Origin of the sequence: Streptomyces filamentosus, assembly GCF_014654895.1 — a bacterium.
Lineage (GTDB): Bacteria > Actinomycetota > Actinomycetes > Streptomycetales > Streptomycetaceae > Streptomyces > Streptomyces filamentosus.
Map to the genome: position 1 here is coordinate 2,972,721 of NZ_BNBE01000001.1, position 17,351 is coordinate 2,990,071.

The 17,351-nt window shown below is 73.4% G+C and carries 16 protein-coding genes; 8 read left to right on the forward strand and 8 right to left on the reverse strand.

Translation table 11 applies throughout. From position 1 onward, the window contains the following. Positions 1 to 18: 18 nt before the first annotated feature. Positions 19 to 984: an ATPase BagA gene (bagA, locus tag IE326_RS13515; RefSeq protein ID WP_190041622.1), complete on the reverse strand. Its 966-nt coding sequence runs from the start codon at positions 982 to 984 to the stop codon at positions 19 to 21. 123 nt (positions 985 to 1,107) lie between these two features. On the opposite strand from bagA, the gene sp36 reads away from it, so the two are divergent. From sp36 to IE326_RS13540, 5 genes are all read left to right on the forward strand, one after another. Then, positions 1,108 to 1,263 (forward strand): Sp36 family protein, encoded by a 156-nt coding sequence (sp36, locus tag IE326_RS13520; protein WP_150229191.1) that lies wholly within the window; start codon positions 1,108 to 1,110, stop codon positions 1,261 to 1,263. After that, on the forward strand, positions 1,260 to 1,727 hold the full coding sequence (locus IE326_RS13525; protein ID WP_150229190.1) for a RidA family protein: 468 nt from the start codon (positions 1,260 to 1,262) through the stop codon (positions 1,725 to 1,727). Before sp36 ends, IE326_RS13525 begins: the two co-directional genes overlap by 4 nt. Before the next feature lie 280 nt (positions 1,728 to 2,007). Next, positions 2,008 to 2,892, forward strand: a complete 885-nt coding sequence (locus IE326_RS13530; protein WP_150229188.1) for an NUDIX hydrolase — start codon at positions 2,008 to 2,010, stop codon at positions 2,890 to 2,892. Continuing rightward, positions 2,889 to 3,719, forward strand: coding sequence for an MBL fold metallo-hydrolase (locus tag IE326_RS13535; protein ID WP_150229186.1), 831 nt, complete (start codon positions 2,889 to 2,891; stop codon positions 3,717 to 3,719). The genes IE326_RS13530 and IE326_RS13535 overlap by 4 nt, the downstream gene beginning before the upstream one ends. A 192-nt stretch (positions 3,720 to 3,911) precedes the next feature. Further along, entirely contained in the window at positions 3,912 to 4,799 is an 888-nt protein-coding gene (locus IE326_RS13540) for a prohibitin family protein (RefSeq protein ID WP_150229184.1), read from the forward strand. A 77-nt stretch (positions 4,800 to 4,876) separates the two neighbouring features. Here the strand turns inward: IE326_RS13540 and IE326_RS13545 are convergent, their stop codons facing one another. After that, the gene (locus tag IE326_RS13545) at positions 4,877 to 5,551 is read right to left on the reverse strand and encodes a Crp/Fnr family transcriptional regulator (protein WP_030495802.1); all 675 of its coding nucleotides are present in this window, start codon (positions 5,549 to 5,551) and stop codon (positions 4,877 to 4,879) included. 270 nt (positions 5,552 to 5,821) lie between these two features. Between IE326_RS13545 and nth the strand changes: the two genes are divergently transcribed. The 3 genes from nth (at position 5,822) to IE326_RS13560 (ending at position 9,017) form a co-directional block, all read left to right on the forward strand. Then, positions 5,822 to 6,904, forward strand: a complete 1,083-nt coding sequence (gene nth / locus IE326_RS13550; RefSeq protein ID WP_190042237.1) for an endonuclease III — start codon at positions 5,822 to 5,824, stop codon at positions 6,902 to 6,904. Positions 6,905 to 7,040: 136 nt separating this feature from the next. Continuing rightward, complete coding sequence (locus tag IE326_RS13555; RefSeq protein WP_150229182.1) at positions 7,041 to 7,745, forward strand: NUDIX hydrolase; 705 nt, start codon at positions 7,041 to 7,043, stop codon at positions 7,743 to 7,745. Positions 7,746 to 7,817: 72 nt separating this feature from the next. After that, positions 7,818 to 9,017, forward strand: a complete 1,200-nt coding sequence (locus IE326_RS13560; RefSeq protein WP_150229180.1) for a MarP family serine protease — start codon at positions 7,818 to 7,820, stop codon at positions 9,015 to 9,017. A gap of 56 nt (positions 9,018 to 9,073) precedes the next feature. Here the strand turns inward: IE326_RS13560 and IE326_RS40630 are convergent, their stop codons facing one another. The 6 genes from IE326_RS40630 to IE326_RS13585 all read right to left on the reverse strand — a co-directional run bounded on the left by IE326_RS40630 (position 9,074) and on the right by IE326_RS13585 (position 17,133). After that, positions 9,074 to 9,265, reverse strand: coding sequence for a hypothetical protein (locus IE326_RS40630; RefSeq protein ID WP_150229178.1), 192 nt, complete (start codon positions 9,263 to 9,265; stop codon positions 9,074 to 9,076). 119 nt (positions 9,266 to 9,384) lie between these two features. Beyond that, positions 9,385 to 10,320 (reverse strand): alpha/beta fold hydrolase, encoded by a 936-nt coding sequence (locus tag IE326_RS13565; protein ID WP_150229176.1) that lies wholly within the window; start codon positions 10,318 to 10,320, stop codon positions 9,385 to 9,387. Then, entirely contained in the window at positions 10,317 to 10,814 is a 498-nt protein-coding gene (locus IE326_RS13570) for a phage holin family protein (RefSeq protein ID WP_150229174.1), read from the reverse strand. The genes IE326_RS13565 and IE326_RS13570 overlap by 4 nt, the downstream gene beginning before the upstream one ends. A 54-nt stretch (positions 10,815 to 10,868) precedes the next feature. Beyond that, positions 10,869 to 12,251 (reverse strand): Na+/H+ antiporter NhaA, encoded by a 1,383-nt coding sequence (gene nhaA, locus IE326_RS13575; RefSeq protein ID WP_229915322.1) that lies wholly within the window; start codon positions 12,249 to 12,251, stop codon positions 10,869 to 10,871. 310 nt (positions 12,252 to 12,561) lie between these two features. Next, the gene (gene acs, locus IE326_RS13580) at positions 12,562 to 14,574 is read right to left on the reverse strand and encodes an acetate--CoA ligase (protein WP_190041624.1); all 2,013 of its coding nucleotides are present in this window, start codon (positions 14,572 to 14,574) and stop codon (positions 12,562 to 12,564) included. Positions 14,575 to 14,712: 138 nt separating this feature from the next. Beyond that, positions 14,713 to 17,133 carry a bifunctional SulP family inorganic anion transporter/carbonic anhydrase gene (locus tag IE326_RS13585; RefSeq protein ID WP_190041625.1) on the reverse strand — a complete coding sequence of 807 codons (2,421 nt, stop codon included), beginning with the start codon at positions 17,131 to 17,133 and terminating at the stop codon, positions 14,713 to 14,715. Positions 17,134 to 17,351 lie beyond the last annotated feature (218 nt).

Here is a 17,351-nt window from a genome sequence, read left to right on the forward strand (position 1 = left end):
GCCCGGGGATCCGCTCCGTCACGCCGCACCCACCCCTTGCCTCCGCAGTTCCCTCGCCAGGCGGTAGAGCCCCGCGATGTCCGCCCCCTCGCCCAGGTACGGCAGTTCGTACACGGGCAGGCCGACGCCGTCCAGGACGGCCCGCTGGGCGCGCTCCAGCTCCACCCGGCGGGCGTGCTCCGCCGCCTCGTCGAGCAGCGGCTCGACCAGCGCCCCGCCCCCCGGGACCCCGGCGGACACCAGCGCCCGCGCGATCGCCTCCCGGTGGTCGCCGGAGGCGGCCCGTACCGCCGCCTCGTCCAGGACCTGCGGACGGACCATGTTCACCACCACCCGGCCCACCGGCAGCCCCGCCGCGCGCAGCTCGGCGACGCCGTCCGCCGTCTCCTGGACCGGCATCTCCTCCAGCAGGGTCACCAGGTGCACCGCCGTCTCGGGGGACTTGAGGACCCCCATCACCGCCTGCGCCTGGTTGTGTATCGGGCCGATCCTGGCCAGCCCGGCCACCTCGTCGTTCACGTTGAGGAAGCGGGTGATGCGGCCGGTCGGCGGGGCGTCCATCACCACGTGGTCGTAGACCGGGCGGCCGTCGCGCTCCCGCCGCCGGACCGCCTCGCACGCCTTCCCGGTCAGCAGGACGTCCCGCACCCCCGGCGCGATCGTCGTCGCGAAGTCGATCGCCCCGAGCTTCTTCAGGGCCCGCCCCGCGCCGCCCAGTTTGTAGAACATCTGGAGGTAGTCGAGGAGGGCGCGCTCGGCGTCGATCGCCAGCGCGTACACCTCGCCGCCGCCCGGAGCCACGGCGATCTTGCGCTCCTCGTAGGGAAGCGCTTCCGTCTCGAAGAGCTGTGCGATGCCCTGTCTGCCTTCGACCTCGACGAGGAGCGTGCGCTTCCCCTCCGTCGCGAGGGCGAGGGCGAGGGCGGCGGCGACCGTCGTCTTACCGGTACCGCCCTTGCCGCTGACGACCTGGAGCCTGCTCACGCTGTCGAGCCTAACCACTGGCGGCCCCGCGCAATCAGGGGACCGCCCCGGAGAAGCCCCGGAGCCCGGACCCCAGGGGGAGCCTCGCCGGACCGCTCCGCCGCAGCGGCTACAGTCGGGCCCATGACCAAGTGGGAGTACGTCACGGTGCCGCTTCTGGTGCACGCGACCAAGCAGATTCTCGACAACTGGGGCCAGGACGGCTGGGAGCTCGTCCAGGTCGTGCCCGGGCCCAACCCGGAGCAGCTGGTGGCCTACATGAAGCGGCCGCAGCCGTGAGCGCCGTCGAGGCTCGGATCGCCGAGCTGGGCCTGAAGCTGCCCGAGGTCGTCCCGCCGCTCGCCGCGTACCAGCCGGCCGTGCAGTCCGGCGTGTACGTCTACACCTCGGGCCAGCTCCCGATGGTCGGCGGCGAGCTCCCGCTGACCGGCAAGGTCGGCGCCGAGGTGACCGCCGAGGAGGCCAAGAAGCTCGCCGCCACCTGCGCGCTGAACGCCCTCGCGGCCGTGAAGTCCGTCGCCGGTGACCTCGACCGGATCAAGCGCGTCGTGAAGGTCGTCGGCTTCGTCGCCTCCGCCGCCGACTTCACCGGCCAGCCCGGCGTCGTCAACGGCGCCAGCGAGCTGCTCGGCGAGATCCTCGGCGACAAGGGCGTCCACGCCCGCAGCGCCGTCGGCGTCACCGTCCTCCCCCTCGACGCCCCCGTCGAGGTCGAGGTCCAGGTCGAGCTGACCGGGGCCTGAGCCGCCCGTACGGCATCGGTCCGTCCCGTACGGCATCGGGCCGTCCCGGACGGCGGGCCGCGCCGCGTACGGCGTGAAGCCGCCTCGTACGGCGGGCCGTGCCTCGTACGCCGGGCCGCCGCTCGGTAGGGCGTGAAGCCGCCCCTTACGCCGGGCCGCGCCCCGTACGGCGGGCCGCCGCCCGGTACGGCGTCGAGCCGCCCCGTACGGCAGAGCCGGCCGCCCCCGCACGGGGCGGCCGGCTCTCGTGCATTCCGGTCGTTGCGCATAGCATCCGCCCATGTCGAATGGTCAGTGGTACCCGCCGGAATGGCCCGACCGCATCCGCGCCCTCGCCGCCGGCGAGCTGGTGCCGGTGACGCCCCGGCGCGCCGCCACCGTGCTCCTGCTGCGCGACGCGGACACCGGCCCCGAGGTCCACATGCTGCGCCGCCGCGCCTCCATGGCCTTCGCGGGCGGCGCGTACGCCTATCCCGGCGGCGGCGTCGACCCGCGCGACGAGCAGCCGGTGCGCTGGGCCGGGCCCCCGCTGGAGGAGTGGGCGGCGCGGCTCGGGCTCGACGAGCCCGCGCAGGCCCAGGCCGTGGTCTGCGCCGCCGTCCGCGAGACCTTCGAGGAGGCGGGCGTGCTGCTCGCCGGCGAGACCGCCGGCACCGTCGTCGGGGACACCACCGGCGAGGACTGGGAGCGGGACCGGCGGGCGCTGGTCGCCCACGAGCTGTCCTTCGCGGACTTCCTCGACCGCCGCGGGCTCGTGCTCCGCTCCGACCTGCTCGGCGCGTGGGCCCGCTGGATCACCCCCGCGTTCGAACAGCGGCGGTACGACACCTGGTTCTTCGTGGCCGCGCTGCCCGCCGGGCAGCGCACCCGGGACGTCTCCGGCGAGGCCGACCGCACGGTGTGGACGCGCCCGGCCGACGCCGCCGCCGGCTACGACCGGGGCGAGCTGACGATGATGCCGCCGACGATCGCGACCCTGCGCGCCCTCCAGCCCTGCGGCACCGCCGCGGAGGCCCTCGCGGCGGCCGGGAAGCAGGACCTGGCGCCGGTGCTCGCGCAGGCCCGGATGGAGGGCGACACGCTGGTCCTCAGCTGGCCGGGGCACGACGAGTTCACCAAGCGCGTGGGGAACGCCGCGGGCGACGGGACCGGGAGCGCCTCGTGACCGATGCCGCCGCCCTGCCCGGACAGCCGCGCGGGGTCGTCGCCTCCGGGCCGGCCACCGCCCGCGCCGTGAACGTGCTCGCGCCCAACCCGTCCGCGATGACCCTGGACGGCACCAACACCTGGCTGCTCTCCGAGCCGGACTCGGACCTGGCCGTCGTCGTCGACCCGGGCCCGCTCGACGAGGGCCACCTGCGGCACGTCGTCGCCACCGCCGAGAAGCTGGGCAAGCGGGTCGCGCTGACCCTGCTGACCCACGGTCACCCGGACCACGCCGAGGGCGCGGGCCGCTTCGCCGAGCTGACCGGGACGGCCGTCCGCGCGCTCGACCCGGCGCTCCGCCTCGGCGACGAGGGCCTCGGCGAGGGCGACGCGGTGACGGTCGGCGGCCTGGAGCTGCGGGTGGTGGCGACGCCCGGCCACACCTCCGACTCGCTCTCCTTCCACCTCCCCGCCGACCGCGCGGTGCTCACCGGGGACACGGTCCTCGGGCGCGGCACGACGATGGTGGCGCATCCGGACGGGCGCCTCGGCGACTACCTGGACTCGCTGCGGCGGCTGCGCTCGCTGACCGTCGACGACGGCGTGCACACCGTCCTGCCGGGCCACGGCCCGGTCCTGGAGGACGCCCAGGGGGCCGTGGACTTCTACCTGCGGCACCGGGCGGACCGGCTCGCGCAGGTGGAGGCTGCGGTCGCGCGCGGCCGGCGGACGGCGCCGGAGGTCGTGGCGGACGTCTACGCGGACGTGCACCGCTCGCTGTGGCCGGCCGCCGAGCTGTCGGTCCGGGCGCAGCTGGAGTACCTGCGGGAGCGCGGCGCGATCTGACCACGCGCCCGGCCCCGGCCCCGGACCCGGCGCCGATCCCCCTCCGGACCGCGACTCCGACCGTGATTCCGACCGTGATTCCGACCACGGTCCGGTCACGGTTCGGTCCGGTGCCCGTTCCGGGAACCCTCCGGCCTCCCCGCGTGTCTTACGCTCCGCTTACATCAGACCGCAGCTCTCGGGGGGAAGCCCGTGTTCGTCATAGCCATCCTGCTGGTCATCGCCGCGGTGGTGCTCTACTTCGTCGGCCGGTCGCAGGACTCGACCGGCTGGAAGCTGGGCGCCGTCGGCGCGCTGCTGGCCGGCGTCTTCTCGCTGATCGTGAGCATGACGTACGTGATCAGCGCGTACGAGGTCGGCGTCCCGGTCGCCTTCGGCAAGGTCGGTACGCCGATGACCTCCGGCATGCACGTGAAGTCGCCGTTCACCGACGTCACCACCTTCTCCACCCGCCCCGTCGACCTCAACCTCTCCGACAAGGACGTGGTCGAGGTCCGCTCCTCGCAGGGCGGCGTCATGTACGCCGAGGTCACGGTGAAGTGGGCCGTGGTCCCCGCCAAGGCCGTCGAGCTCTACAAGCTCGCGGGCAGCGAGGACGCCATCCAGCAGCGGCTGGTCTACCCGGACAGCCGTGAGATCGTCCGGAACGTCTTCGCCCGCTACAGCAGCGAGCAGGGGTACGCCTCCGACCGCGAGAAGATCAACGCCGAGATCGCCGAGCTCATCACGGAGCGCCTGGAGCCGCGCGGCATCGTCGTCACCACGGTCAACCTGCGGAACGTGAAGCCCTCCGACGCGCTCCAGGGCCAGATCGACCGCAAGATCCAGCAGCAGCAGGCCACCGAGCGCGCCCTGGAGGCCGCCCGCACCGCCAAGGCCGAGTCGGACCGGCGCCGGATCGAGGCGGAGGGCATCGCCCGCGCCAACAAGATCCTCAACGACTCGCTGACCGACAAGGTCCTGGCGAACCAGTGCATCGACGCCTTCAAGGAGGCCGCGGCCAAGAACCCGGTCTACGCGGTGCCCTGCGGCTCCGGCGGCGGCTCCGCCCCGGTGATCGTGGACGGCACGAAGCGCTAGGCCGCGCCTTCCGGTACGCGAGAGGGGGCTGCCCGGTCGACCGGGCGGCCCCCTTCCGCGTGTCTGCGCGGGCGTGGTCAGCGCGAGCGCTTCGCGAGGCGCTCCACGTCCAGCAGGATCACGGCGCGGGCCTCCAGGCGCAGCCAGCCGCGCTGGGCGAAGTCGGCGAGGGCCTTGTTCACGGTCTCGCGGGAGGCGCCGACGAGCTGGGCCAGCTCCTCCTGGGTGAGGTCGTGGACGACGTGGATGCCCTCCTCCGACTGCACGCCGAAGCGGCGCGACAGGTCGAGGAGCGCGCGGGCGACACGGCCCGGCACGTCGGAGAAGACCAGGTCGGACATCTGGTCGTTGGTCTTGCGCAGCCGGCGGGCGACGGCCCGCAGCAGGGCGCCGGCCACCTCGGGCCGGGCGTTCAGCCAGGGCTGGAGGTCGCCGTGGCCGAGGCCGAGCAGCTTGACCTCGGTCAGCGCCGTCGCGGTCGCGGTGCGCGGGCCCGGGTCGAAGAGGGACAGCTCGCCGATGAGCTCGCCGGGGCCGAGGACCGCCAGCATGTTCTCGCGGCCGTCGGGGGAGGTGCGGTGCAGCTTCACCTTGCCCTCGGTGACCACGTACAGGCGGTCACCGGGGTCGCCCTCGTGGAAGAGCGCGTCGCCACGGGCGAGCGTCACCTCACTCATCGAGGCGCGCAGCTCGGCGGCCTGCTCGTCATCGAGCGCCGCGAAGAGCGGGGCGCGCCGCAGAACGTCGTCCACGAGTTCACTCCTACTGTCGACCTGCTCACGGGAACCTGCCTCCCATGATGCCGGACGTGCAAAACAGTGCGATCAATCACAACAAGTTTGACGCACCGGACGCCATTGCCGAACGTCAGGGGCCCGATCGGGGTCCGATCGGTGGCGGGCGGGGCGGATGTCGGCCGCGGCCCCTAGGCTGGTCGGGTGTCCAACTCGCCGGTGAGAACGCAGGCCAAGGGGGCTGTAAGAGTGTCGGCCGAAGGTAATTCCGCTGTGGGCGAACGCGGCGTGTCGAAACGGTCGAAAGCCGCTGATCGGGATGATTCGCCCCCGGTCGAGCGCGCCGCGAAGACCCCTGCGGCGAAGAAGACCCCCGCGGCGAAGAAGACCCCCGCGGCGAAGAAGGCCACCGCCCGGAAGAAGGCCGTGGTCCCGGCGGAGACCGCCGCCCCGAGGAAGGCCGCCGAGGCGAGGAAGGCCGCCGCCCCCAAGAGGACGGCTTCCGCGGCGAAGAGGACGGCCGCCCCGAAGAAGGCCGTGGCGACCGTCGCGCCCGCCGGGGCCCGCAAGGCCGAGTCGCGGCTCGGCATGGTGCGGAGGGCCCGGCGGATCAACCGGGAGCTCGCGGAGGTGTACCCGTACGCCCATCCCGAGCTGGACTTCCGCAACCCCTTCGAGCTGCTGGTCGCGACGGTCCTCTCCGCGCAGACCACCGACCTGAGGGTGAACCAGACGACGCCCGCCCTCTTCGCGCGGTACCCGACCCCCGAGGACCTGGCCGCCGCCGTCCCCGAGGAGGTCGAGGAGCTGATCCGCCCGACCGGCTTCTTCCGTGCCAAGACCAAGTCGATCATGGGTCTGGCCGCCGCCCTCCGGGACGACTTCGGCGGCGAGGTCCCCGGCCGCCTGGAGGACCTGGTCAAGCTCCCCGGCGTCGGCCGCAAGACCGCCTTCGTCGTCCTCGGGAACGTCTTCGGCGTCCCCGGGATCACCGTCGACACCCACTTCATGCGCCTCGCCCGCCGCTTCGGCTGGACGGAGTCCGACGACCCGGTCAAGATCGAGGCCGAGGTCGCGGAGATCTTCCCGAAGAGCGACTGGACCATGCTCTCGCACCGGGTGATCTTCCACGGCCGCCGCATCTGCCACGCCCGCAAGCCCGCCTGCGGCGCCTGTCCGATCACCCCCCTCTGCCCCGCCTACGGCGAGGGCGAGACGGACCCGGAGAAGGCCCGCAAGCTGCTCAAGTACGAGAAGGGCGGCTTCCCCGGCCAGCGGCTCAACCCGCCCGCGGACTACCCCGGCCGCCCCGCGCCGCCCGCGCCCGGCGTGGCCCCCGGCGCCGCCCGGAACGACACGGGGGCCGCGTGAGCACCACAGGGACCACGGGCCTCGTGGGCACCGCCAGGATCACGGGTCTCCCGAGCACCATCAGGACCACGGACCTCGTGGGCGCCGGCGGGAACGGCCGGGCGGGGCGACGGCGTTGGACGACAGGGGGGTGCCCATGACGCGCACGGACGAAGAGACCCACGACCCCGGCACCGGCGGCCTGCTGGACCGGACCGGGCTGCCCGGCTGGCTCGCGCCGGTCGACCGGGCCGCGCGCACCGTCGCGCCCGAGCAGCTGAGCCGCTTCCTGCCGCCCGAGAGCGGCGCCGGCCGCCAGTCCGCCGTGCTCGTGCTCTTCGGCGAGGGCGAGCGCGGACCCGAGCTGCTGCTCATGGAGCGGGCCGGCAGCCTCCGCTCGCACGCCGGGCAGCCCTCCTTCCCCGGCGGCGCCCTCGACCCCGAGGACGGCGACCCGGCCGACGGAGGGCTGCTGCGGGCCGCCCTGCGCGAGGCCGAGGAGGAGACCGGCCTCGACCCGGCCGGCGTCCAGCTCTTCGGCGTCCTGCCCCGGCTCTACATCCCGGTCAGCGGCTTCGTCGTCACCCCAGTCCTCGGCTGGTGGCGCGAGCCGAGCCCGGTCGGGGTCGTCGACCCCGCCGAGACGGCCCGGGTCTTCACGGTCCCCGTGGCGGATCTCACGGACCCGGCGAACCGCGCCACGGCCGTCCACCCGGCCGGCCACGCGGGCCCCGCCTTCCTCGTCGCGTCCGCCCTGGTCTGGGGTTTCACCGCCGGAGTGATCGACCGGCTGCTGCACTTCGCGGGCTGGGAGCGGCCCTGGGATTCCGGCCGGCAGGTCCCGATCGACTGGCGGTCATGACAGGCTGATCCCTCCGGGACGACCGGACCGACCGCCGGGACGACCGGAAAAGGAACTGCGAGGCTGACGACGGTGAACGTGCTGGACATCCTGCTGCTGCTCGCTGCCGTGTGGTTCGCGATCATCGGTTACCGCCAGGGCTTCGTGGTCGGCATCCTCTCGGTGACCGGCTTCCTCGGCGGCGGACTCGTCGCCATGTGGCTGCTGCCGGTCCTGTGGGACCAGCTCACCGACAAGAGCGAGGTCTCCACCTCGGTGACCGTGATCTTCGTGATGGCGGTCATCGTCTGCGCCTCCGTCGGCCAGGCGTTCACCACCCACCTCGGCAACAAGCTCCGCCGCCACATCACCTGGTCGCCGGCCCGCGCCCTCGACGCCACCGGCGGCGCCCTGGTCAACGTCGTCGCGATGCTCCTGGTGGCCTGGCTGATCGGCTCGGCGCTCGCCGGCACCTCGCTGCCCACCCTGGGCAAGGAGGTGCGCGGCTCCCGCGTGCTCCAGGGCGTCTCGCGCGTGATGCCCGATCAGGTGGGCGTCTGGTTCGCCGACTTCAGCTCCACCCTGGCCCGCAGCGGCTTCCCGCAGGTCTTCAGCCCCTTCGCCAACGAGCCCATCACCGAGGTCCTCCCGCCCGACCCGGCGCTCGCCGGCAGCCCCGTCGCGACCCTCGCCCAGCGCTCCATCGTCAAGGTCGTCGGCACGGCCCCGAGCTGCGGCAAGGTCCTGGAGGGCACCGGCTTCGTCTTCTCCGACCGGCGCGTGATGACCAACGCGCACGTGGTCGGCGGCGTCGACGAGCCCACCGTGCAGATCGGCGGCGAGGGACGGCTGTACGACGCGAAGGTCGTGCTCTACGACTGGCGCCGCGACATCGCCGTCCTCGACGTGCCGGACCTCCGGGTCACCCCGCTGCGCTTCACCGACGAGGAGGCGCGCAGCGGGGACGACGCCATCGTCGCCGGATTCCCCGAGAACGGCTCGTACGACGTCCGCTCGGCCCGCGTCCGGGGCCGGATCAGCGCCGACGGACCCGACATCTACCACCGGGGCGAGGTGCGCAGGGAGGTCTACTCGCTGTACACGACGGTCCGTCAGGGCAACTCCGGCGGTCCGCTGCTCACCGAGGACGGCAAGGTCTCCGGAGTGATCTTCGCCCGCTCCCGGGACGACGCCGACACCGGCTACGCGCTGACGGTCGAGGAGATCCGCGAGGACATCGAGCTCGGCCGGGCGGCGAACCAGCAGGTGGACACCGAGGGCTGCGCCCTCTGACCCCGGCGGGGGCTAGGCCGTGCCTTCCGGATCGGGCCGGGCCGGGGAGCCGCGGCTCAAGCCGTGTCGCGGGGGTGCCGCAGCCGGGCCGAGACCCAGCGGGCCCGCCGCCTGAGGATGCGGGAGATCCCGACCTGTCCGCCGGGAGCGCGGCCCTGGTCCGGCGGACCTCCCCGCTCGCGGGAGCCCGGCCCGGAGGCGGAGCGGCGGTCGCGTGCCGTGTCACCGTAGTCGTACGTCCAGCCCATACCGGGACGTCTGCCCGGGGGCCGGGGCCCGTAACCGCCCGGGGGCCCGCCAATCGGAGTATGCGCCGGGCACATGGCCGTTCGCCGCACGCCCGTGCGGCCGCGGTCGCGCCCCGTGTTCAGCGGTCGGGCTCGGGGTCCTTCAGCCAGTTGACGAGCTCCGCCGTGAAGGCGGCCGGGTCCTCCTCGTGCGGGAAGTGCCCGAGGCCGTCGAAGAGCCGCCAGCGGTACGGCGCCTCCACGTACTCGCCCGAACCGGCCGCGCTGCGGGTGCGCATCACCGGGTCCAGCGACCCGTGCAGGTGCAGCGTCGGCACCCGGACCGGCCGCTTCATGCGCCGGTTGAACTGCACGCCGTCGGGGCGGGCCAGCGAGCGGACCAGCCAGCGGTACGGCTCGATCGAGCAGTGCGCCGTGGACGGCACGAGCATCGCCCGCCGGTACGCGTCGACCGCCTCCTCCTCCACGGGGCGCGGGCCCGACCAGTCCCGGATCAGACGCCCCACCAGCTCGGCGTCTTCGGCGACCAGCTGACGCTCCGGCAGCCACGGCCGCTGGAAGCCCCAGATGTGCGAGCCGGCCCGGGACTGGGCGAAGTCGGAGAGCATCGCCGAGCGCCAGCGGCGCGGGTGCGGCATCGAGGAGACCACGAGCCGGCGGACCAGTTTGGGCCGCATGACCGCGGCCGTCCAGGCGAGGTAGCCGCCCAGGTCGTGGCCGACGAGCGCGGCGTCCGGCTCGCCGAGCGAGCGGACCACGCCGGTGATGTCGAGGGCCAGGTTGGCGGGGTCGTAGCCCCGGGGGGTGCGGTCGCTGCCGCCGACCCCGCGCAGGTCCATCGCGACCGCCCGGAAGCCGGCCTCGGCGAGCGCCGGCAGCTGGTGGCGCCAGGTCCACCAGAACTGCGGGAAGCCGTGCAGCAGCAGCACCAGGGGGCCGTCGCCCATCTCGGCGATGTGGAAGCGGGCGCCGTTGGCCGCGACGTCACGGTGGGTCCACGGACCGTCGAGGCGTACGGGCCCGCCGCCGGGGGTGCTGCTCTCGGGGAGGGTCATACGGACGAGCGTGCCACAGTCTGGGCCTTCGCCATCGTCGCGTCGGCGGCGGAGATGCCCTCCGGGCGGGGGTGCGGCTTGACGTTCTGCATGATCGCCGCGGTCTGCTTCGCGGAGGCGATGGACTTCTCCGGGGGCTTGACCTTCTTGAACTTCGAGACGGCGATCGCGCCGAGGAGACCGGCGACGATCACGTTGAAGGTGAAGGACAGCAGGAAGCACCAGACCATGTTCCAGCCGCCGTTGCCGTTGTGGCCGCCGGTCCAGGTGTTGATGGCGTAGGCGAGCGCGAAGCTCAGCAGCGGCAGCGAGAACAGCAGCACGACGGCGGCGGCGATGCCCGCGGCCCCGCCGATCGCCCCGCGCTTGACGTCCTGCCGGAGCTCGGCCTTGGCCAGCGCGATCTCGTCGTGCACCAGTGCGGACATCTCGGCGGTCGCCGAGGCGACCAGCTGGCCGAGGCTGCGCTCGGTTCCGTCGAACGGGTCGCTCATCGCTCTCCCTCTCCTCTTGTACGGTCCGAGACTCTTTGTACGGTCCGCCTCAGATCATGCCGGACGGTCGGCCCCGTCGCGCGGTGCCCCCGCCAGTCGGGCGCGCTCGCGGTGCTCCGCGGCCTTGCGCTCCAGGATCTCCGCCATCCGGAGGTGGTACGCCTCGGTGCCCTCCTCGTACACGTCGGGGATGCCGTCCTCGTCCTCGTCCCGGTCCTCCTCGGTGACGAGCAGCTGGTACTTCCGGACCCGCAGCTTGAGGAGCAGGGTGGCGAAGGCGGCGGCGATCAGCGAGCCCATGAGGACGGCGGCCTTCACCTCGTCGGCGAGGGCGGGGTCGTCGGCGAAGGCGAGCTCGCCGATGAGCAGGGAGACGGTGAAGCCGATGCCGGCGAGGGAGGCGACGGCGAAGACGTCCGCCCAGGCCAGCTGGGGGTTGAGCTCGGCCCGGGTGAAGCGGGCCGTCAGCCAGGTGCCGCCGAAGATGCCGACCGCCTTGCCGACGACCAGGCCGAGGACGACGCCGAGGGTGACGGGCTGGGTGAAGACGTCGCGGAGCGCCTCGCCGGAGAGGGTCACCCCGGCGGAGAACAGCGCGAAGAGGGGCACGGCGAGCCCGGCGGAGAGCGGCCTGACCAGGTGCTCGATGTGCTCGCCGGGGGAGTGCTCCTCGCCCTCGCGGGTGGTGCAGCGGAGCATCAGGCCCATGGCGACGCCCGCGATGGTGGCGTGGACGCCGCTGTTGTACATGAGGGCCCAGATCGCCAGCGCCAGCGGCACGTACACGTACCAGCCGCGGACCTCCCTGCGGAGCAGGAACCAGAAGAGGGCCAGGCCGGCGAAGGCGCCGCCGAGGGCGGCGAAGTTCAGGTCGCTGGTGAAGAAGACCGCGATGATCAGGATCGCGAAGAGGTCGTCGACCACGGCGAGGGTGAGCAGGAAGGCGCGCAGGGCCGAGGGCAGCGAGGTGCCGATGACGGCGAGGACGGCGAGCGCGAAGGCGATGTCGGTGGCGGTGGGCACGGCCCAGCCGTCCATCGAGCCGCCGCCCGCGGCGTTGACCACGACGTAGACGAGGGCCGGGGTGATCATGCCGCAGAGCGCCGCGACGACGGGGAGGGCGGCGGCCCTGGGGTCGCGGAGCTCGCCGGCGACCAGTTCGCGCTTGAGCTCGATGCCGGCGACGAAGAAGAAGACCGCGAGGAGGCCGTCGGCGGCCCAGTGCTCGACCGAGAGGTCGAGGCCGAGGGCGGCGGGGCCTATGTGGAAGCCGGAGACCGCCTCGTAGCTGCCGTGGAAGACGTTGGCCCAGACGAGGGCGGCGACGGCGGCGAGGAGGAGCAGCACGCCGCCGACGGTCTCGGTGCGCAGGGCGTCGGTGAGGTGGCGGCGCTCGGGGAGCGAGAGCCGTCCGAGGAAGGTGCGGTGGTCGGACACGAGGGGCCTCCGGTCGGGTGGGCAGCACACAGCACATGCCGACCAGACTTCCCGGCGCACCTAGGTCTTTCTGTCGCGTTCCTGACGCGTTCTTTACTTTACCTAACGAGCTCGGGGCGTGTCCGGCGAGGATCACTTTAGGAAGGTATGCGGCTTTCGTCGCGCCGGAGTGGAGCCGGGTGGAGGCCGGTGGAGGCCGGTGGAGTCGGGTGGAGACGCGGCGGGGGCGCGGCGGGGCGGGGACGCGGGAAGGCCCGCCCCGGCGGTGCCGGGGCGGGCCTTCCGTGCGTGCTCACACGTGCCGGAGCGCTCAGTCCTCGCTGGAGGAGGAGGGCAGCTGCGTCTGGATGAGCGACATGACCGAGGAGTCGGCCAGGGTGGTGACGTCGCCCACCTCGCGGTTCTCGGCGACGTCGCGCAGCAGACGCCGCATGATCTTGCCGGAACGGGTCTTCGGCAGCTCCGCCACCGGCAGGATCCGCTTGGGCTTGGCGATCGGGCCGAGGGTGGCGCCCACGTGGTTGCGCAGTTCGGCGACGAGCGCCTCGTCCTGGCTGGCGGTGCCGCGCAGGATCACGAACGCGACGATCGCCTGGCCGGTGGTCTCGTCGGCGGCGCCGACGACGGCCGCCTCGGCCACCGCCGGGTGGGAGACGAGCGCGGACTCGACCTCGGTGGTCGAGATGTTGTGGCCGGAGACGAGCATGACGTCGTCGACGCGGCCGAGCAGCCAGATGTCGCCGTCGTCGTCCTTCTTGGCGCCGTCACCGGCGAAGTACTTGCCCTCGAAGCGGGACCAGTAGGTGTCGATGAAGCGCTGGTCGTCGCCCCAGATGGTGCGGAGCATCGACGGCCACGGCTCGGTGAGCACCAGGTAGCCCCCGCCGCCGTTCGGCACCTCGTTCGCCTCGTCGTCGACGACGGTGGCGGAGATGCCCGGCAGCGGGCGCTGGGCGGAGCCCGGCTTGGTCTCGGTGACGCCCGGCAGGGGGCTGATCATCATCGCGCCGGTCTCGGTCTGCCACCAGGTGTCCACGATCGGGCACCGGTCGGCGCCGATGTGCTTGCGGTACCAGACCCACGCCTCGGGGTTGATCGGCTCGCCGACCGAGCCCAGCACGCGGAGGCTGGTCAGGTCGAACTTGGCGGGGATGTCGTCGCCCCACTTCATGAACGTGCGGATCAGCGTCGGCGCCGTGTAGAGGATGGTGACGCCGTACTTCTGCACGATCTCGAAGACGCGGCCCTGGTGCGGGGTGTCCGGGGTGCCCTCGTACATGACCTGCGTCGCGCCGTTGGCCAGCGGGCCGTAGACGATGTACGAGTGGCCGGTGACCCAGCCGATGTCGGCCGTGCACCAGTAGACGTCGGTCTCCGGCTTGAGGTCGAAGACGGCGTGGTGGGTGTACGCGGCCTGGGTGAGGTAGCCGCCCGAGGTGTGCAGGATGCCCTTGGGCTTACCCGTCGTGCCCGAGGTGTACAGGATGAAGAGCGGCTGCTCGGCCGGGAACGCCTCGGGGGCGTGCTCGGCGGACTGGCGCTCGACGACGTCGTGCCACCAGACGTCCCGGCCCTCGGTGAAGGCGGTGTCCTGGCCCGTGCGGCGGACCACGAGGACGTGCTCGACCGTCGGACACTTGGCGACGGCCTCGTCGATGGCCGGCTTCAGGGCGGACGGCTTGCCGCGGCGGTAGCCGCCGTCGGCGGTCACGACCACCTTGGCGTCGGCGTCCTGGATGCGGGAGGCCACGGCGTCGGCGGAGAAGCCACCGAAGACGACCGAGTGGGCGGCGCCGACGCGGGCGCAGGCCAGCATCGTGATCGCGGCCTCGGGGATCATCGGCAGGTAGACGGCGACCCGGTCGCCCTTGCCGACGCCCAGCTCGGCCAGGGCGTTGGCGGCCTTGGAGACCTCGTCCTTGAGCTCGGCGTAGGTGATCGCGCGGCTGTCGCCCGGCTCGCCCTCGAAGTGGATGGCGACGCGGTCGCCGTGACCGGCCTCGACGTGCCGGTCGACGCAGTTGTACGCCACGTTGAGCTCGCCGTCGGCGAACCACTTGGCGAACGGCGGGTTCGACCAGTCGAGGGTCTCGGTCGGCTCGGTGGCCCAGGTCAGGCGCTTGGCCTGCTCGGCCCAGAAGCCCAGCCTGTCCGCCTCGGCCTGCTCGTACGCCTCCGCCGTCACGTTGGCGTGCGCGGCCAGCTCGGCGGGCGGCGCGAAGCGGCGCTCTTCCCGGAGCAGATTGGCCAGGCTCTCGTTGCTCACGACATCTCCCTTTCCCAGGGCGTCCTCTGTGCGTATGTGTCCCGCGTCATACCTCATCAGCCCGAGGCCCCGGGTGACAAGAGCCTCCGGGGAATTGGTTTAGACCTGTGAGCGTCTTGACGGACGGGAGCCCCTCCGTCCCGAGCGGAGGGACGGAGGGGCCACACACTCTCACGGACGCGCGCCGCGAAGGGTTCAGGACGCGCGGGCCGCCAGCACCGCGGGCGGGACGCTGTCGAAGACGTCGTCGTACCCCCGGACCTCGTCCGCGTCCGACAGCAGGTACGCCTGCGCCTCGCCCACGTGGAAGTACATCCCGTGCAGGGTGAGGCTGCCGTCGGCGAGCCGTCTCGCCACCGACTCGTACGCACGCAGGTGCTCCAGCTGCTGCACCACGTTGGTGATCGACAGCTGCTCGACCGCGTCCGCCGGCAGCCGGCCGGAGATCCGCGCCCACGCGTGACGGCGGCTCGCCATCCGCTCCAGGCTCGGCCGTCCGTGCCGCAGCCAGCGGCGCAGCGGGGTCGCCGGGTCCTCGGGACCGGCGCCGAGCAGGGCCTGCATGGCGCCGCAGCCGGAGTGGCCGCAGACCGTGATGGACCGCACCCGCAGCACGTCCACCGCGTACTCGATCGCCGCGGCCACCGAGTCGTCCCCGCTCTCCTCGCCGGGCAGCGGCACCAGATTGCCGACGTTGCGCACGGTGAAGAGGTCGCCGGGACCGCTGGAGGTGATCATGCTGGTGACCAGCCGGGAGTCGGAGCAGGTGAGGAAGAGCTGGGCGGGGGTCTGCCCCTCCCGGGCCAGCCGGGCCAGCTCGTCGCGGACCAGCGGGGCCGTGTTCCGCTGGAACTTGCCGATGCCGTGCACCAGCTGATGCGCCGTCGGCAGCGGCGCGGACGGCTCCGCCACGGGCTCCTCGAAGGACTCCGGGGCGGGCGGCGCGGGCGGCTCGGCGCACTGGTGGTTGTGCCAGGGGGTCCAGGGGCGGCAGCAGGCGTGCGGCGAGGCACCCGGGGAGGCGTCCGCCCCGGCGTCCGCGCCCGGCTCGGTGCCGGCGGCGCGGTCGGCGGGCGCCCCGGCGATACGGCCTCCGGCGGGGCCGGTCAGCTCGACCGTGCCCCCGTGGGCCAGGTGCCCGGCCCTCCAGTCGTTCAGCGTCTCGTACGCCGCGTGGTCCATGAACGACCCGTCGAGCTCCACGGTCACCTCCGAACCCGCGGGGATCTGGTGCAGGACCCGGCTCAGCCGGGGCACCGCGAGGAAGGTCAACTGGCCGCGCACGCGCACCGACTGGTGGCCCTCGCGCTCCTCCCGGGTGATCCGGGTGCGGGCCAGCCGGTGCATCGCGACCGCGACCGCGACGGCGATGCCGAGGGCGACGCCCTCCAGGATGCCGACCAGGACCACCCCGGTCAGCGTCACCGCGTACACCACGGCCTCGCGGTGGCGGGTGACCGTGCGGATGCGGGTGATGCTCACCATCTGGATGCCGACCACCATGACGAGGGCGGCGAGCGCGGCGAGCGGGATCAGGTCGATCGCGGGCACCAGCAGCAGCGCGGCGAGCACGATCCACAGGCCGTGCAGCATGGTGGAGGCGCGGCTCACCGCGCCCGCCGACACGTTGGCCACGCTGCGGACCGCGACCCCGGCGACGGGGAGGCCGCCGAGCGCCCCGGAGACCACGTTGGCCATGCCCTGACCGGCCAGTTCACGGTCCAGGTCGGAGCGCGGGACGCCCCGGCCCCGGTCCGGGCGGGCGGCGACGAGCTTGTCGACGGCGACCGCGGAGAGCAGCGACTGCACGCTGGTCACCAGGGTGATCGTCAGGACGCCCGCGGCGATGCCGAGGACCGGCCCCTCGGGCAGCCCCGGCAGTGCGTGGCTGCTCCAGGAGGGCAGGTCCACGCGGGGCACGGTGAGCCCGGCGCCCACCGCGAGCGCGGTCGCGCCGGCGACGGCGACCAGCGCGGCCGGCGCCTTCCGGGCCGCCCGGCCCGCGCGGCCCGGCAGATGGGGCCAGCCGAGCAGGACGACGACGGTCAGCGCGCTGATGGCGAGCGCGGCGGGTCTGGCGTCCGCCAACTGGGCGGGCAGACCGAGGACGTTGGCCACCGCGGAGCTCTGCGGGGTGCCGCCGAGGACGATGTGCAGCTGGGCCAGGGCGATGGTGACGCCGATGCCGGCCAGCATGCCGTGCACGATCGCGGGCGAGACCGCGAGCGCCGAGCGGGCCACCTTCAGTGCGGCCAGGGCGAGTTGGGCGAGCCCGGCGAGGGCCGTGATGGCGCAGGTGGTGCGCCAGCCGTACCGCTGGATCAGCTCGGCGGTGACGACGGTGAGCCCGGCGGCGGGCCCGCTCACCTGGAGCGGAGAGCCGCCGAACCGGCCGGCGACCAGGCCGCCGACGGCGGCGGCGACCAGACCGGCCTGGAGCGGGGCTCCGGTGGCGAGGGCGATGCCGAGCGAGAGCGGCAGCGCGATCAGGAAGACGGCGAGCGACGCGGAGACGTCCACGCCGGCGGGGCGGAAGCGGCCCGTGCGGCCCGGCGGGCTGTGGGGCCGCTGGACGCGTGGGCGGTTGGGGGTGCGGTTGGGGGTGCAGAGGGTCATCCGGTCTCCTCAAGGCCGAACGGGTACCTCAACTCTCAGTAAACGAATCGTAATGGAGAGTAAAGTCTCCGGCATTATTTTCGGGGCAAACAGGGCAATGGTTCACCGGTTCCGGTGAATGGGCCGCACATTGCCGCTTGTCGTTTCATCGCTCCGGCGGGGCGGGTGCGAGGTTGACGCCGCCCGGTCGTCGGTCGGAGAAGGACCGCCGCGGAAGG

What these genes read in the sequence shown, in the direction of transcription:
- sp36 (WP_150229191.1), top strand. Translation starts at nt 1,108, where the DNA reads ATGACCAAGTGGGAGTACGTCACGGTGCCGCTTCTGGTGCACGCGACC.
- IE326_RS13530 (WP_150229188.1), top strand. Translation starts at nt 2,008, where the DNA reads ATGTCGAATGGTCAGTGGTACCCGCCGGAATGGCCCGACCGCATCCGC.
- IE326_RS13555 (WP_150229182.1), top strand. Translation starts at nt 7,041, where the DNA reads ATGACGCGCACGGACGAAGAGACCCACGACCCCGGCACCGGCGGCCTG.
- IE326_RS40630 (WP_150229178.1), bottom strand. Translation starts at nt 9,265, where the DNA reads ATGGGCTGGACGTACGACTACGGTGACACGGCACGCGACCGCCGCTCC.
- IE326_RS13565 (WP_150229176.1), bottom strand. Translation starts at nt 10,320, where the DNA reads ATGACCCTCCCCGAGAGCAGCACCCCCGGCGGCGGGCCCGTACGCCTC.
- IE326_RS13570 (WP_150229174.1), bottom strand. Translation starts at nt 10,814, where the DNA reads ATGAGCGACCCGTTCGACGGAACCGAGCGCAGCCTCGGCCAGCTGGTC.
- acs (WP_190041624.1), bottom strand. Translation starts at nt 14,574, where the DNA reads ATGAGGTATGACGCGGGACACATACGCACAGAGGACGCCCTGGGAAAG.
- IE326_RS13585 (WP_190041625.1), bottom strand. Translation starts at nt 17,133, where the DNA reads ATGACCCTCTGCACCCCCAACCGCACCCCCAACCGCCCACGCGTCCAG.